13 protein-coding genes and 1 pseudogene are annotated in these 15,566 nt (G+C 72.3%); 9 read left to right on the top strand and 5 right to left on the bottom strand.

The genetic code is table 11. From position 1 onward, the window contains the following. Positions 1 to 54: 54 nt before the first annotated feature. Genes ilvD through G7072_RS12485 form a run of 3 tightly spaced genes read left to right on the top strand, consistent with a single transcriptional unit; the run spans position 55 to position 3,619 of the window. Positions 55 to 1,770, top strand: a complete 1,716-nt coding sequence (ilvD, locus tag G7072_RS12495; protein ID WP_166086835.1) for a dihydroxy-acid dehydratase — start codon at positions 55 to 57, stop codon at positions 1,768 to 1,770. Further along, a complete protein-coding gene (locus G7072_RS12490; RefSeq protein WP_206063102.1) occupies positions 1,767 to 2,852 on the top strand; it encodes a DMT family transporter in 1,086 nt (361 codons plus the stop codon). The genes ilvD and G7072_RS12490 overlap by 4 nt, the downstream gene beginning before the upstream one ends. Further along, positions 2,849 to 3,619 carry a hypothetical protein gene (locus G7072_RS12485; protein WP_166086833.1) on the top strand — a complete coding sequence of 257 codons (771 nt, stop codon included), beginning with the start codon at positions 2,849 to 2,851 and terminating at the stop codon, positions 3,617 to 3,619. The genes G7072_RS12490 and G7072_RS12485 overlap by 4 nt, the downstream gene beginning before the upstream one ends. A 12-nt stretch (positions 3,620 to 3,631) precedes the next feature. On the opposite strand, the gene G7072_RS12480 is transcribed toward G7072_RS12485, so the two are convergent. Then, positions 3,632 to 4,405 (bottom strand): lysophospholipid acyltransferase family protein, encoded by a 774-nt coding sequence (locus G7072_RS12480; RefSeq protein WP_166086831.1) that lies wholly within the window; start codon positions 4,403 to 4,405, stop codon positions 3,632 to 3,634. Between the two features lie 37 nt (positions 4,406 to 4,442). Beyond that, a complete protein-coding gene (locus G7072_RS12475; RefSeq protein WP_166086829.1) occupies positions 4,443 to 4,904 on the bottom strand; it encodes a hypothetical protein in 462 nt (153 codons plus the stop codon). Positions 4,905 to 5,121: 217 nt separating this feature from the next. On the opposite strand from G7072_RS12475, the gene G7072_RS12470 reads away from it, so the two are divergent. The 5 genes and pseudogenes from G7072_RS12470 (at position 5,122) to ilvC (ending at position 12,532) form a co-directional block, all read left to right on the top strand. Next, complete coding sequence (locus G7072_RS12470) at positions 5,122 to 6,855, top strand: alpha-glucosidase (protein WP_240916921.1); 1,734 nt, start codon at positions 5,122 to 5,124, stop codon at positions 6,853 to 6,855. A gap of 178 nt (positions 6,856 to 7,033) precedes the next feature. Then, the gene (locus G7072_RS12465) at positions 7,034 to 8,575 is read left to right on the top strand and encodes a catalase (protein ID WP_166086825.1); all 1,542 of its coding nucleotides are present in this window, start codon (positions 7,034 to 7,036) and stop codon (positions 8,573 to 8,575) included. Positions 8,576 to 8,969: 394 nt separating this feature from the next. Continuing rightward, positions 8,970 to 10,754 carry an acetolactate synthase large subunit gene (locus tag G7072_RS12460; RefSeq protein ID WP_206063101.1) on the top strand — a complete coding sequence of 595 codons (1,785 nt, stop codon included), beginning with the start codon at positions 8,970 to 8,972 and terminating at the stop codon, positions 10,752 to 10,754. Beyond that, a pseudogene (ilvN, locus tag G7072_RS12455) lies at positions 10,751 to 11,257 on the top strand (acetolactate synthase small subunit); the annotation flags it as partial. The gene G7072_RS12460 and the pseudogene ilvN, both read left to right, overlap by 4 nt. A 246-nt stretch (positions 11,258 to 11,503) precedes the next feature. Continuing rightward, positions 11,504 to 12,532 (top strand): ketol-acid reductoisomerase, encoded by a 1,029-nt coding sequence (gene ilvC, locus G7072_RS12450; protein ID WP_277343368.1) that lies wholly within the window; start codon positions 11,504 to 11,506, stop codon positions 12,530 to 12,532. A 122-nt stretch (positions 12,533 to 12,654) separates the two neighbouring features. Here the strand turns inward: ilvC and G7072_RS12445 are convergent, their stop codons facing one another. Genes G7072_RS12445 through G7072_RS12435 form a run of 3 tightly spaced genes read right to left on the bottom strand, consistent with a single transcriptional unit; the run spans position 12,655 to position 14,677 of the window. Continuing rightward, positions 12,655 to 12,849, bottom strand: coding sequence for a PspC domain-containing protein (locus G7072_RS12445; RefSeq protein WP_166086820.1), 195 nt, complete (start codon positions 12,847 to 12,849; stop codon positions 12,655 to 12,657). Positions 12,850 to 12,896: 47 nt separating this feature from the next. Further along, positions 12,897 to 13,736 (bottom strand): ABC transporter permease, encoded by an 840-nt coding sequence (locus G7072_RS12440; RefSeq protein WP_166086817.1) that lies wholly within the window; start codon positions 13,734 to 13,736, stop codon positions 12,897 to 12,899. Further along, positions 13,733 to 14,677 carry an ATP-binding cassette domain-containing protein gene (locus G7072_RS12435; RefSeq protein ID WP_166086815.1) on the bottom strand — a complete coding sequence of 315 codons (945 nt, stop codon included), beginning with the start codon at positions 14,675 to 14,677 and terminating at the stop codon, positions 13,733 to 13,735. The genes G7072_RS12440 and G7072_RS12435 overlap by 4 nt, the downstream gene beginning before the upstream one ends. Before the next feature lie 130 nt (positions 14,678 to 14,807). Here G7072_RS12435 and G7072_RS12430 point away from each other — a divergent pair, with 130 nt between their 5' ends. Further along, positions 14,808 to 15,485, top strand: coding sequence for a DsbA family oxidoreductase (locus tag G7072_RS12430; RefSeq protein WP_166086813.1), 678 nt, complete (start codon positions 14,808 to 14,810; stop codon positions 15,483 to 15,485). The last annotated feature ends 81 nt before the right edge of the window (positions 15,486 to 15,566 follow it).

The following is a 15,566-nucleotide window of genomic DNA, read 5'->3' as shown; positions in this document are numbered from 1 at the left end:
GCGGGCGCGGGACGGCCGGGTGGGGCGGACGCCTCCACGCGTAGCATTCGCGCCATGGCAGCGACCGGCCCCCAGACCCCTGACAGCCCTGCGGCGACGCACGACCTGAAGCCGCGCTCGCGCGACGTCACCGACGGTCTCGAGCGGGCTGCGGCCCGCGGGATGCTGCGCGCCGTGGGCATGGGCGACGAGGACTTCCTCAAGCCGCAAATCGGCGTGGCCTCGTCGTGGAACGAGATCACGCCGTGCAACCTCTCCCTGGACCGGCTCGCGAAGGCGGTCAAGAACGGCGTGCACGCCGGCGGCGGCTACCCGCTGGAGTTCGGCACCATCTCGGTCTCCGACGGCATCTCCATGGGCCACGAGGGCATGCACTTCTCGCTGGTCTCGCGCGAGGTGATCGCCGACTCGGTCGAGACCGTGATGATGGCCGAGCGCCTCGACGGCTCCGTCCTGCTGGCCGGGTGCGACAAGTCGCTGCCGGGCATGCTCATGGCCGCGGCCCGGCTCGACCTCGCCTCGGTCTTCCTCTACGCCGGCTCGACCATGCCGGGGCAGGTGGACGGCCAGGACGTCACGATCATCGACGCCTTCGAGGCCGTCGGTGCCTGCCTCGCCGGCAAGATCACCCGCGAGGAGGTCGACCGCATCGAGCGCGCGATCTGCCCGGGCGAGGGCGCGTGCGGCGGGATGTACACCGCCAACACGATGGCCTCGGTCGCCGAGGCGATCGGCATGTCGCTGCCCGGGTCGGCCGCGCCGCCCGCCGTCGACCGTCGCCGTGACGGCTTCGCCCACCGCTCCGGCGAGGCGGTGGTCGGCATGCTGCGCCAGGGCATCACCGCGCGGCAGATCATGACCAAGCCCGCCTTCGAGAACGCCATCGCCGTGGTGATGGCGCTGGGCGGCTCCACCAACGCCGTTCTCCACCTGCTGGCCATCGCCCGCGAGGCGGAGGTCGACCTGACCCTCGAGGACTTCACGCGGATCGGTGCGAAGGTGCCGCACCTGGGCGACCTCAAGCCGTTCGGTCGCTACGTCATGAACGACGTCGACAAGATCGGCGGCATCCCGGTCGTCATGAAGCTGCTGCTGGACGCCGGCCTCATGGACGGCGACTGCCTGACCGTGACGGGCCGGACGATGGCCGAGAACATCGCCGCCCTGGACCCGCCGAGCGTCGACGACGACATCATCCGCGACCTCGCACGCCCGATCCACCGCACCGGCGGCATCACCATCCTCCACGGCAGCCTCGCTCCGGAGGGGGCGGTGGTGAAGTCGGCCGGCTTCGACGAGGAGGTCTTCGACGGCGTGGCCCGGGTCTTCGACGGCGAGCGGGCCGCCCTGGACGCGCTCGGCGAGGGCGGGATCGAGGCCGGCGACGTCGTCGTCATCCGCTACGAGGGCCCCAAGGGTGGCCCTGGCATGCGCGAGATGCTCGCGATCACCGGCGCCATCAAGGGCGCCGGGCTGGGCAAGGACGTGCTGCTGGTCACCGACGGCCGCTTCTCCGGCGGTACGACGGGCCTGTGCGTGGGTCACATCGCCCCGGAGGCCGTCGACGCCGGGCCCATCGCGTTCGTGCGCGACGGTGACCCGATCACGCTCGACGTGGCCAACGGCCGTCTCGACGTGCGCATCGACGACGAGGAGCTGGCCGCGCGGCGCGAGGGCTGGACGCCCAACGCGCCGAAGTACACCCGTGGCGTCCTCGGGAAGTACGCCAAGGTCGTGCAGTCCGCCGCGCACGGCGCCGTCTGCGGGTGACCGCCCCCCAGGCACCGACGGCAGGCGGGTCCGGCCCCGACGACCCCGACGGCCCCGACAGCGCCGACGACCGACCGGATCCCGCGACCCGGTTGCTGGAGGTCGTCGCGATCCCGGCGATGGTGGGCATGGGCGGGCTGGTGGCCCTGCAGTCCGACGTCAACGGCCGGCTGGCCGGCGAGCTCGGCTCGGGCCTGCGCGCCGGCACGGCCGCCGCGGTCGTCTCCTTCGGCTCCGGGCTCGTGGTCCTGGCGCTCGTCGCCCTGCTGGTCCCGCGCGTGCGCCGGGAGGCGTACGCGATCGTGGGCGCGGCCCGCTCGGGAGCGCTGCGCCCCTGGCAGCTGCTCGGCGGGGTGGCCGGCGCCTCGCTGGTCGCCTCGCAGGGCATCACCGTCGGCACCATCGGCGTCGCCCTCTTCGTGGTGGCTGTGGTGGCCGGCCAGACCTCCAGCGCGCTGCTCGTCGACCACCTGGGCCTCGGGCCCTCGGGGCGCCGCGCGGTCAGCGGCGGCCGGGTGGTGGGGGCCGCGCTGACCCTGGTCGCGGTGGTGGTCAGCGTCTCGGGCCGCCTCGAGGGCGCCGGCGCGCTGACCGGGGCCGCGCTGCTGCTCGCGCTCCTGCCGCTGCTGGCGGGAGCGGCGACGAGCTGGCAGCAGGCCGTCAACGGCCGGGTCTCGGGTGTCGGCGGTCCGATGGCGGCGGCGCTGCTCAACTTCACCGTCGGTACGACGTGCCTGGTGCTCCTGCTGGTGGTCTCCCTGGCCGTGCGGGGTGAGCTGACGGGCCCGCCGGACCTGCCCGGCGGGTGGTGGCTCTACACCGGCGGCCTCATGGGCGTGGTCTTCATCTCCGGCGCGGCCCTGCTGGTGAAGGTGCACGGGGTGCTGGTGCTCGGGCTCTGCACGGTCGCCGGCCAGGTGGTGGCCTCGCTGCTGATCCAGGGCGTCTCGGGCGACCACCTCGACCTCACGACCGTGCTGGGCGGGCTCGTGGCCCTGCTCGGGGTCGCCATCGGGGCGTGGGCGAGCCGGCGGACCACCGCCGCCGGGACCAGCCGGCCCGCCACGCGTGCGGCGGGATGACACCGGGCGACGAGGACGTCGTCCCGCGGTGGTTCCCCGCTGCGCTGGCGACGTCGTACGCCGTCGTGCTGGGCCTGACGGTGCTCGTCGTGACCGGCACCCGGCCGCCGTCCCTCGTGCTGCTGGGAGCCGGTCTGCTCGCGCTGGTGGTGCTCGGGGGGTGGCGTCTCCTGGCCCGGCGCGGGCGAGGTCGCACCCTGGTCCGGGCGCGGCCGACGACGCCCGTGCCGCGACGCTTCGCCGCGCGGGCCCGGATCACCGCCACCTCCACGGCGCTCGTCGTGCACAACGGCTCCACGAGGCGGTGGTGGCTGCCGGGGCCGGGCCGGAGCGGAGCCCCGGTCGCGCTGCGGCCGGGCCGCCTGGCCGACCCGCGTCAGGGACCGGTGACGCGCCTCGCGCTGGTGGACGCCGAGGGTGCGGTCCTGCTGCACCTGGCTCGGTCCGAGTGGTGCGCCGACGGCGCCGAGCCGGACCTCGCCGACGCTCTCGGCCTGGTCTGGGACCCCGCGCCCGTGCCGCCGCTGGACACGGTGGCCCAGCCGTCGGTGGGCACGGCCGGTGCCGCCGTGCTCGACCCCCAGCCCCTGCTGGTGCCCGGCCTGCTCGCCCTCTGGGTGACGCTGTGGGCCCTGGGCGACGACGACCCCGCGAGCCGAGCCGCGGTCGTCGTCGGTGCGGTGGCCTTCCTGCTGGGGCCGGTCGGGTTCTTCTGGCTGCTGGTGAGGGCGACCTGGCTGGACCGCCGGGTCACCGGACCGCGCTGATCCGCCGGGCTCTCAGGCCCGGGGCTGCCACGTCGGCGCGACCGCCGACCGGGGCAGGTCCTGCAGCGTCGCGGCGTCCGCGACGGTGAGGGCGTGCCCGCCCAGGTGCGCGGGGTGCCAGACGGGGGCCTCGCCCGGGCCGGGCCGGTGGCGGGGGAGCCGCTGGACGTCGTCGAGCATGCGTTGCAGCGTGGCGCCGAGCAGCCGGGTCCCGGCGACCGCGTCGGCCACGCCGGCCGCCGCGGACACGTCGAGCGGCTCGCCGACCACGAGCGTGACCGGGCGGCCACGACGTACCTCCGGGCGCTGCTTGGCCGTGAGCAGGCGCTGCGGGCCCCACACCGCCACCGGCAGCAGCGGGGCGCCGGTCTCGCGGGCCAGCGCGACCGCGCCGGGCATCAGCGCCCGGACGGTGAAGGAGCGGCTGACCCCGGCCTCCGGGAAGACCCCGACCGCCTCGCCCGCGCGCAGCAGGCGCCGTGCGTGGAGGTACGCCGCAGCGGGCGCACGACGGTCGACGGGGACGTGGCCCATGCCGGCCATCAGGCGTCGCGAGGCCCAGTGGTCGAAGACCTCGTGCCGGGCCAGGAACCGCACCAGGCGCCGGCTGCGGTCGGCGGTCAGCCCGACGAGCAGGAAGTCGAGGAAGCTGACGTGGTTGGCCGCGAGCACCACCGGCCCCCGGACCGGCACGTGCTCGTCGCCCGTGAGCTCGACGCGCAGGTCCAGCGCACGCAGCGCGACGCGTCCGGCGCCGACGACGCCGCGGTAGAGCCGGTCCGTCATCGCAGGCTCAGTGTCACGGCGATGCGCCCGACAGCGCTCATCGGACGGGGACCGGACGGGGCAGGGGGGGTGCGTCCGGGGGGACGTCACCGTCGCCGGGCTGGGGCCCGAACCGTTCCTCGATCTCGAGGTGGTCCTGGAGGCGGATCGAGGCGTTGTTGATGCTCCCGCGCGGTGTCACGACGTCCAGGATGACTGACGAGTCCGGGCGCCCCTGCCAGAGGATGGCGGTGACGTGGTCGAGCGTGTCGACCGGGTCGACGCGTCGCTCGAGACGCACGGTCCCCGAGTAGACGGCTCCGTTGGTGAAGGAGGAGTCCCAGGAGATGTCGGCGGAGCGGACCCCCGGCAGGTCCTCGACCTGCCGGAACAGGACCCGGTCGTCGACGGGTCGGTAGTCGCGGCTCGGCTCGGCGTTCGAGGTGCAACCGCCCGCGACGAGCATCACGACGAGCATCACGACGAGCGTGGCGACACAGCGCGGCGCTCGCACGCTCACCGTCGGTCCTGTGAGGCGGTCGGCGGTCCAGGTCGCCGGCTCGACACGGACCGCGCCGCGCCTACCCGGAACACGCCCGGATCTCCCCCGATCATGCTCCTCAGGGTAGGGCGCCCGGAGCGTCATGTCAGGACCTTGGTCCCGGCTGACCTCCGGGTGTGGAGAGCGGCGTCCGTCGTACGACGAGCCGTGTGGGGGTCTCGCTAGTCTCGCGGACGTGACCGACATCCCCGCACCCGCCCGGCCCGACGACTGGTGGCGCTCCGCCGTGGTCTACCAGGTCTACCCACGCTCGTTCGCCGACAGCGACGGCGACGGCGTCGGCGACCTGCCCGGGCTCATCGACCGGCTCGACCACCTCGCGCTGCTCGGGGTGGACGTGGTGTGGGTGTCGCCGTTCTTCACCTCGCCGCAGGACGACAACGGCTACGACATCAGCGACTACGAGGACGTCGACCCGGTGTTCGGCACGCTCGCCGACGTCGACCGGCTGATCGCCGGGCTCCACGAGCGCGGCATGAAGCTGGTCATGGACCTCGTCGTCAACCACAGCAGCGACGAGCACGCGTGGTTCGTCGAGAGCCGCAGCGCGACGGACAGCCCGAAGCGGGACTGGTACTGGTGGCGACCGGCGCGCGAGGGCCACGAGCCGGGCAGCGAGGGCGCCGAGCCGACCAACTGGCGCTCGTTCTTCTCCGGGTCGGCCTGGGAGCTCGACGAGGCGACCGGCGAGTACTACCTCCACCTCTTCACCCGCAAGCAGCCCGACCTCAACTGGGAGAACCCCGAGGTGCGCGAGGCCGTCTTCGCGATGATGCGCCGCTGGGTCGACCGCGGCGTCGACGGCTTCCGCATGGACGTCATCAACATGATCTCCAAGCGGGTGGGCCCGGACGGCGCGCTCGTCGACGGCGGGGGGACGGCGACCTCCGGCAGCTTCGGCGGCGATCAGTACCTCAACGGGCCCCGCGTCCACGAGTTCCTCCAGGAGATGAACGCCGCCGTGATGGCGCCCGCCGCCGCCGCGGGGCGTCGTCTCATCACGGTCGGGGAGACCCCGGCGACCCCGGTCGAGGAGGCCCGGCTCTACACCGACCCGGCGCGTGCCGAGGTCGACATGGTCTTCACCTTCGAGCACATGGACCTCGACAGCCGTCCCGGCGGGGCGGGCAAGTGGGACCTCGCGCCGCTGTCGCTGCCCGCGCTCAAGGCCAACCTGGAGCACTGGCAGGACGGCCTGGCCGCGGCCGGCTGGAACAGCCTCTACTGGAACAACCACGACCAGCCCCGCATCGTGTCGCGCTGGGGCGACGACGGTGCCTTCCGCGTCGAGAGCGCGCAGGCGTGGGGGACGGTGCTCCACCTGCTGCGCGGGACGCCGTACGTCTACCAGGGCGAGGAGCTGGGCATGACCAACGCCCACTTCACCTCGGTCGAGCAGTACGCCGACGTCGAGTCGGTGAACTGGGCGCGCGACGCGGCCGCGAGCGGCGTACCGCTGGAGGAGGTGGTGACCGCGCTCGCCGTGAAGTCGCGCGACAACGCCCGCACCCCGATGCAGTGGGACGCCACCGAGCACGCCGGCTTCACCACCGGCACGCCGTGGCTGCCGGTCAACCCGAACCACACCGAGATCAACGCCGAGGCGGCCGTGGCCGACCCCGGCTCGGTGTTCCACCACTACCGCCGTCTCATCGCACTGAGGCGGAAGCACTCCGTAGTGGTCGAGGGGGACGTGAGGTTCCTGCTGCTCGAGCACGAGCAGCTCTTCGCCTACGTACGTCGACTCGGGGACGTCCGCCTGTTGGTGGTGGTCAACCTCTCGGGGACCCCGGCCGCCGTGGACCTGGGCGACGACACGGACCTGCTGACCGGCGAGGTCGTCCTCGGCGAGCGGCTCGAGCCGGGCGGCACGCTCGCGCCCTGGGGCCAGAGCGTCGTCCTCGGCTGAGCCGAGCCCGCTCCGGGGCTGGCGCGATCTTCTGGACACGTTCCAGACTGACCCCCGTCACCGGGCATGGCCCCCGCGCCCAACGGGTAGGAGGACAGCAGGCCACCGACCACGGTCGACGGCCTGACGGACCCCAGCGCGACGACGGACGACGACACCCGACAGCAGGAGGAACCACATGACAGCCACCCGTGGCGAGACAGGCGAGATCGAGGGCACCCCGCAGGGGGGCTCGCACACCCTGACCGGCTCCCCGGCCGGCAGCGACAGCCACTCCCTGACGCTGGGCTCCGACGGCCCGATCCTCCTGCACGACCGGCACTTCATCGAGCAGATGGCGCACTTCAACCGCGAGCGGGTGCCGGAGCGCAACGTGCACGCGAAGGGCTCCGGGGCCTTCGGCACCTTCGAGACGACCGAGGACGTGTCGGCGTACACGAAGGCGGCGCTGTTCCAGCCCGGCGTGAAGACCGAGATGCTCGCGCGCTTCTCCACCGTCGCCGGCGAGCAGGGCTCGCCCGACACCTGGCGCGACCCGCGCGGCTTCTCGCTGAAGTTCTACACCTCCGAGGGCAACTACGACCTCGTCGGCAACAACACCCCGGTCTTCTTCATCCGCGACACGATGAAGTTCCCCCACTTCATCCGCAGCCAGAAGCGTCGCGGCGGTCCCGGTCTGCGTGACAACGACATGCAGTGGGACTTCTGGACCCTCAACCCCGAGTCGGCGCACCAGGTCACCTACCTCATGGGCGACCGCGGCATCCCGCGGTCCTACCGCCACATGAACGGCTACGGCTCCCACACCTTCATGTGGATCAACGCCGCGGGCGAGAAGTTCTGGATCAAGTACCACTTCAAGTCCGACCAGGGCGTCAAGGGCCTGACCCAGGAGGCCGCCAACAAGATCGCCGGCGACGACTCCGACTTCCACCGTCGCGACCTCTACGACGCCATCGCCGACGGCGACTTCCCGTCGTGGACGCTGCACGTCCAGGTGATGCCCTACGAGGACGCGAAGACCTACCGCTTCAACCCGTTCGACCTGACGAAGATCTGGCCGCACAGCGACTACCCGCTCATCAAGGTCGGGACCATGACGCTGAACAAGAACCCGGACAACTTCTTCGCCCAGATCGAGCAGGCGGCCTTCGAGCCCAGCGCGGTCGTGCCGGGCATCAGCTTCAGCCCGGACAAGATGCTCATCGGCCGGGTGTTCGCCTACTCCGACACCCACCGCTACCGCATCGGGCCGAACTACCTGCAGCTGCCGGTCAACCGGCCCCGCGTCGAGGGCTACAACACCTTCGCCTTCGACGGCCCGATGGCCTACGACCACTCCGGCGACCAGCCGGTCTACGCCCCCAACACCGAGGGCCGCGGCTACAGCAACGAGATCGGCGAGGTCGAGGACTCGTGGGAGGCCGACGGCGCGATGGTGCGCAGCGCCTACGCCCTGCGCGCCGAGGACGACGACTTCGGCCAGGCCCGCACCCTGGTCAACGAGGTCTGGACCCAGGAGCAGCGTGACCGCTTCGTCGAGAACGTCGCCGGTCACATCCTCGGCGGCGTGAAGGGGGAGCGCCTCCCGAAGGTCTTCGAGTACTGGCGCAACGTCGACGAGGAGTGCGGCAAGCGCATCGAGGAGCTGGTGCACGCCGGCACCGCCACCGGTCCGGCCCCCGGCCCGACCGAGCCCGAGGGCGTGCTCTCCGAGTGACCTCGTCGGGCGCCGCCCGCCGCGGCGCCGCCTGACCCGTACGACGACGCGGGCCGCCTCCTCCGGGAGGCGGCCCGCGTTCGCGTCCCCACCCGCAGACCGTCCGAGGCGTAGGACGGCGGTCCCAGATGATGGGACGGCTGTCACACTGGCTTGACCGGTGCGGGCCGGAGAGGGGACCGTATGTCCCATGCGCACCCTGGTACTCGTAAGACACGACGCGTGAGCTGAACGCTCCGCCGCCAGCGCGCGCGTCACCCTCGCCAGCCCACCGGGTTGCGAGGGTTTTTTGTTGGGTGGAGCAGGCTGAGTGACGAGATTGACGTGGACCAGCGTGGGCCAGCAGTGGGCCAGCAGTGGTGGACCGGCACGGACGATGAGGGACGAGGACGTCATGAGTGAGGCAGCACAGCCCGCGGCGGGCGAGACGGTCACCGGGGCGCAGAGCCTCGTGCTGGCCCTGGAGCACGCCGGCGCCGAGAACATCTTCGGCATCCCCGGCGGGGCGATCCTGCCGGCGTACGACCCGCTCTTCGACTCCGTGAAGCTGCGCCACATCCTGGTGCGCCACGAGCAGGGCGCCGGGCACGCCGCCCAGGGCTACGCCGCCGCGACCGGCAAGGTGGGGGTCTGCATGGCCACCAGCGGCCCCGGCGCGACCAACCTGGTCACGCCGCTGGCCGACGCCCACATGGACTCGGTGCCGCTGGTCGCGATCACCGGCCAGGTCGCGAGCGCCGCCATCGGGACCGACGCCTTCCAGGAGGCCGACATCCGCGGCATCACGATGCCGATCACCAAGCACAACTTCCTGGTGACCGACCCCGCGGAGATCCCCCGCACCGTCGCCGAGGCGTTCTACATCGCCTCGACCGGCCGTCCGGGACCGGTCCTCGTCGACATCTCCAAGGACGCGCTGCAGGCCCGGACCACCTTCGTGTGGCCCACCGAGCTGAGCCTGCCGGGCTACCGCCCGGTGACCAAGCCGCACGCCCGCCAGGTCCGCGAGGCGGCCCGGCTCATCACCGCCTCCCACAAGCCGGTGCTCTACGTCGGTGGCGGCGTCATCCGCGCCGAGGCCCACGCCGAGCTCCGGGTGCTGGCCGAGCAGACCGGCATCCCGGTCGTCACGACGCTGATGGCCCGCGGGGCCTTCCCCGACTCCCACCCGCAGCACCTCGGCATGCCCGGCATGCACGGCACGGTGGCGGCGGTCGGCGCGCTGCAGCGCAGCGACCTGATCATCAGCCTCGGCGCCCGCTTCGACGACCGGGTCACCGGCCAGCTCAGCTCCTTCGCCCCGCACGCGAAGGTCATCCACGCCGACATCGACCCGGCCGAGATCGGCAAGAACCGTCACGCCGACGTCCCGATCGTGGGCGACTGCCGCGAGGTCGTCGCCGACCTGGTCGTGGCGCTGCGCGCCGAGGCCGAGGCCGGGCGCGAGGGCGACTACACGGCCTGGTCGGAGTACCTCGCCGGCGTCAAGGAGCGCTACCCGCTCGGCTACGAGACCCCCGAGGACGGGTCGCTGTCCCCGCAGTACGTCCTCGAGCGGCTCGGCGCGATCGCCGGTCCCGAGGCCGTCTACTGCGCCGGCGTCGGTCAGCACCAGATGTGGGCCAGCCACTTCGTCGGCTACGAGAACCCGCGCACCTGGCTCAACTCCGGCGGCCTCGGCACCATGGGGTACGCCGTTCCGGCCGCGATGGGTGCCAAGGTCGGCCGCCCGGAGGCGACCGTGTGGGCCATCGACGGCGACGGCTGCTTCCAGATGACCAACCAGGAGCTCGCGACCTGCGCGATCGAGGGCATCCCGATCAAGGTCGCGATCATCAACAACGAGTCGCTCGGCATGGTCCGGCAGTGGCAGACGCTGTTCTACAACCAGCGCTACTCCAACACCGACCTGCAGTCCAAGCGCATCCCCGACTTCGTGAAGCTGGCCGAGGCCTACGGCTGCGTCGGTCTGGCCTGCGACTCGCCCGAGGACGTCGACGCGACCATCCGCAAGGCCATGGAGATCAACGACGTGCCGGTCGTGGTGGACTTCCGGGTGCACCGCGACGCGATGGTGTGGCCGATGGTGGCCGCCGGCACCAGCAACGACGACATCAAGCTCGCGCGGGACATGGCTCCCACGTGGGAGGACGACGACCTGGAGAAGGACCACTCATGAGCAGCAGGCACACCCTGTCGGTGCTCGTCGAGAACAAGCCCGGCGTGCTGGCCCGTGTGGCCGGCCTGTTCAGCCGTCGCGGCTACAACATCGACAGCCTCGCCGTCGGCCCGACCGAGCACCCCGAGATCTCGCGCATGACCATCGTGGTCAACGTCGACGAGTCGCCGCTGGAGCAGGTGACCAAGCAGCTCAACAAGCTGGTCGAGGTCATCAAGATCGTCGAGCTGGAGCCGTCCGCGTCCGTCGCCCGCGAGCTGCTGCTCGTCAAGGTGCGCGCGGACGCGTCGAGCCGTGGCCAGGTGCTGGAGATCGTGCAGCTGTTCAAGGCCAAGGTCATCGACGTCTCGACCGAGGCCGTGACGGTGCAGATCGTTGGCAACGCCGACAAGCTGGCCGACTTCCTGCGCATCCTCGAGCCCTTCGGGGTCCGCGAGCTGGTGCAGTCGGGCATGGTCGCCATCGGCCGCGGCTCCCGCTCGATCAGCGAGCGCACCCTCAAGCCGGTGCCCGTCCCGGTCCCCACCCCCGGCGCGGTGCCTTCCGCCACCGCCTCGGCCGCCGCTCCCGCCCCGGGTGCCGGCCCGGGGGCCGGCAGCGCCGTACCCTCCCCGAAGTCGTTCGCCTCCCGCTTGTAACGCGGGGTTATGGACGCCCACCCCGGGTTGCAACCCGTGCGAGGCGTCCACAACCCTGGCGTGGTTGACCTGCACGTCCCCGACAGAAATCCATCAGAAGGAGAGCCCACCGTGGCTGAGATGTTCTACGACGACGACGCCGACCTCTCGGTGGTCCAGGGACGCCACGTGGCGATCCTGGGCTACGGCAGCCAGGGACACGCCCACGCGCTGTCCCTGCGCGACAGCGGGGTCGACGTGCGCGTCGGTCTGCCCGAGGGCTCGAAGAGCCGGGCGAAGGCCGAGGCCGAGGGCCTGCGCGTCCTCACCCCGGCCGAGGCCTGCGAGGAGGCCGACCTCGTCATGATCCTCGCCCCCGACCACATCCAGCGGAAGCTCTACACCGAGTCGGTCGAGCCCAACCTGGTCGCCGGCGACGCGCTGTTCTTCGGCCACGGCTTCAACATCCGCTTCGGCTACATCACCCCGCCCGAGGGCGTCGACGTGGCCATGGTCGCCCCCAAGGGCCCGGGTCACCTGGTGCGTCGTGAGTTCTCCGAGGGCCGCGGCGTCCCGGTGCTCGTCGCCGTCGAGGAGGACGCCAGCGGCAAGGCCTGGGAGCTCGCGCTGTCCTACGCCAAGGGCATCGGCGGCCTGCGTGCCGGCGGCATCAAGACCACCTTCACCGAGGAGTGCGAGACCGACCTGTTCGGCGAGCAGGCCGTCCTCTGCGGCGGCGCCTCGCAGCTGGTGCAGTACGGCTTCGAGACGCTCATCGAGGCCGGCTACCAGCCCGAGGTCGCCTACTTCGAGTGCCTCCACGAGCTCAAGCTCATCGTCGACCTGATGTACGAGGGCGGCATCGCCAAGCAGCGCTGGTCGGTCTCCGACACCGCGGAGTACGGCGACTACGTCTCGGGTCCCCGCGTCATCGACGCCCACGTCAAGGACAACATGAAGGCCGTGCTGGAGGACATCGTCAACGGGTCCTTCGCCCAGCGCTTCATCGACGACCAGGACAACGGCGGCAAGGAGTTCCAGGAGCTGCGCAAGAAGGGTGAGCAGCACCCGATCGAGGAGACCGGTCGCGAGCTGCGCAAGCTCATGAGCTGGGTCAAGTCGCACGACTCCGACTACGTCGAGGGCACCGCCACCCGCTGACCTCGACTCACCCGACGGGTGCCGGTTTCCCCAGGTACCTAGTGAAACCGGCGCTTCCCGAGCGATGCATCGCTCGGGAAGCGCCGGTTTCGTTCGGGGAGCACGCCGATGCGCAGCGCCCGTCAGTACGTCGTGCGGCGTCCGTCCGGCATGACGACCCACAGGACGATGTAGGCGATGAACTGCGGTCCGGGGAGCAGGCAGCTGAGGACGAACAGCAGCCGGACCATGCCGGGCTTCATGCCGAAGCGGGCGGCGAGGCCGGAGCAGACGCCGGCGATGATGCGGTTCGGTGGTCGGACGAGGGTGGTGTTCATGAGGGGATCCTTCCCATCGGGGGCGAGGCGGCACCTGCGTGCTGCGACTACTTGACCTCGGAGCGCAGGACCAGGCCCAGGCCCACGGCGAGGGGGACGACGAGCCAGATCAGGCTGGTGACCCCGAGGTTCGCCCACTGGGTGCTCGACAGGGCGGTGTCGGAGAACAGCTGGCCCTGCGTGAAGTTGGGGTCGACCCAGCCGCGCACGTCGCGGAACCAGTCCTGCGTCGCCGCCAGCAGCTCGGTCAGGGGCGGCATCACGAACCCGTAGACGAAGTAGGCGACGACCGCCACGGCCGAGCTGCGGAACAGCACGCCGAGGGTGAAGCCCATGAGCAGGCCGATGACGTTGCCCAGCGTGATCTGCCAGAAGTCGACCAGGCCCATGTCCCAGACCGGGTCGACGCCGGCCATCGCGGAGCCGAGCAGGTTGCCCAGGGCGCCGACGCCGAAGGCGAGCGGGATCGCGACCACGCCGACGAGCACCGAGGCGACCGCCTTGGCGGTGATCACCCGGCCCCGGTGCGGCACGAGGGTGAAGGTCGTCAGCCCGGTGCGCTGGCTCCACTCGCTGGTCACCGACAGGATCGCGACGATCGGCAGGATCACCGCCATCGGGATGCCGATGGCCGCCCCGAACGTGCCGTACTCGAGGGCGTCGTCGGGGGCGAAGGCGACGACGGCTGCGGTGGCCAGCACGGCACTGATGACGATGCCGGCCATGAGCCAGAATCCGGCGCGCGTGTCGAACATCTTGCGCAGCTCCACGCCGAGCACCCGGCGGAAGGGGATCGGGTCGAACCCGCGGGTGGCGGGACCGGCCGGTTCGGACGACCGGTCCGAGGGACGGGTGGACGGGCTGGGGGTGGTGACGACGGCGCTCATGCCGCGGCTCCTTCGGTGCGGGACGGGACGGGGGAGGGGGCAGCCGGGGACGCGGTGTCCTCGCGCTGCGTGTCGGCGGTCAGCTCGAGGAACATCTCCTCGAGCCCGGCGCCGTCGGCGGCGCGCAGCTCGGTGAGGGCGACGCCCGCGGCCAGCGCGGTGGCGCCCACGGTGTCGGTGTCGGCGTCGGTGCGCAGCACGCCGTCGGCGAGGGTGACGCCGTGCCCGGAGGCCTGCAGCTCACGCCCCAGGCGTACGTCGTCGCGCGAGCGGGCCAGGGTGCCGGCGGCCGCCAGCAGCGAGGCCTTGGTGCCCTGGGCCACGATCCGGCCCCGGCCGATCACGACGAGGTCGTCGGCGACCACCTCGATCTCGTGGAGCAGGTGCGACGACAGCAGCACGGTGCCGCCGCCGTCGGCGTACTCCCGCAGCAGGTCGCGCATCCAGCGGATGCCGGCCGGGTCGAGCCCGTTCGCGGGCTCGTCGAGGATGAGCACCTGCGGGTCGCCGAGCAGCGCGGTGGCGATCCCGAGCCGCTGCCGCATGCCGAGCGAGTAGCCGCGCACGCGGCGGTCGGCCTCGGCCGGCGTCAGGCTGACCCGCTCGATCATGGCCGGCACGCGGTCGGCCGGCAGGCCCATGGTGCGCTGGGCGAGGGTGAGGATCTCGCGGCCGGTGCGTCCGGCGTGCTGCGCCGAGGCGTCGAGCAGGACGCCGACCTCGCGACCGGGGTTGGGCAGGTCGGCGTACCGACGGCCCAGGACGGTGGCCGACCCGGACGTCGGCGGCGTGAGGCCGGCCATGACGCGCATGGTGGTGGACTTGCCGGCCCCGTTGGGACCGAGGAAGCCGGTGACCCGGCCGGGGAGTGCGGTGAAGGAGACGTCGTCGACGGCGGTGAAGCGGCCGTACGTCCGGGTGAGGTTCTCGACGGTGATCATGGAGCGATCCTGGGCGCCGGGGCACCCTGCGCACATCGGGGGAGTCGCTGAGATCGCCCCGGAGCGGACCCTGAGAGGACCTCGGGGTCGACCCCGGGAACACGGGGCACGACCCCCGTGTTGACCCGGCGTGCTCATCGAGATCTGGTCCGACGTCGTGTGTCCCTTCTGCTACATCGGCAAGCGCCGCCTCGAGGCCGCGCTGGCCGACTTCGAGCACCGCGACGAGGTCGAGGTCGTCTACCGCTCCTTCGAGCTCGACCCCAGCGCCCCCGAGGTCGGCACGGAGTCCATCGGCGACGCGCTCGCCCGCAAGTACGGCGGTGGCCCGGCCGAGACCCGCGCGGCGATGGACCGGGTGGCGGCCATGGCGGCCGAGGTCGGGCTGCGGTTCGCCTACGCCGACGCGACCCACACCCGCACCCTCGAGGCCCACCGCCTGCTGCACCTCGCGCTCGCCGAGAGCGGCCCGGGGGCCCAGCGCACCCTCGTCGAGGCCCTGATGGCGGCGTACTTCACCCAGGGACGGTCGATGGGCGACCGCACGGTGCTGCGCGACGTCGCCGTCGGCGCCGGGCTGCCGGCCGAGCGCGTCGACGCCGTCCTGACCTCCCAGGAGTACGCCGAGCAGGTGTCGGCCGACATCGAGCAGGCGCGGGCCTACGGCATCTCGGGGGTGCCCTTCTTCGTGCTCGACCGCCGGCTGGCCGTGTCCGGCGCACAGCCGCAGGAGGTGTTCGCCCAGGCCCTCCGCCAGGCCCACGAGCACGCCCACGCGGCCCCGGGTGCCTCCTCCGAGGTGGGGTAGCATCGCCGGGGGCACAGCGTCGTGCGCAGCCACCCGTCGCCGTCACGGCCGGGGTCGGCTCCCACCACCGACCGTGCACCC

Origin of the sequence: Nocardioides sp. HDW12B, from assembly GCF_011299595.1 — a bacterium.
Lineage (GTDB): Bacteria > Actinomycetota > Actinomycetes > Propionibacteriales > Nocardioidaceae > Marmoricola_A.
This window is presented reverse-complemented; position numbering and strand designations above follow the sequence as displayed.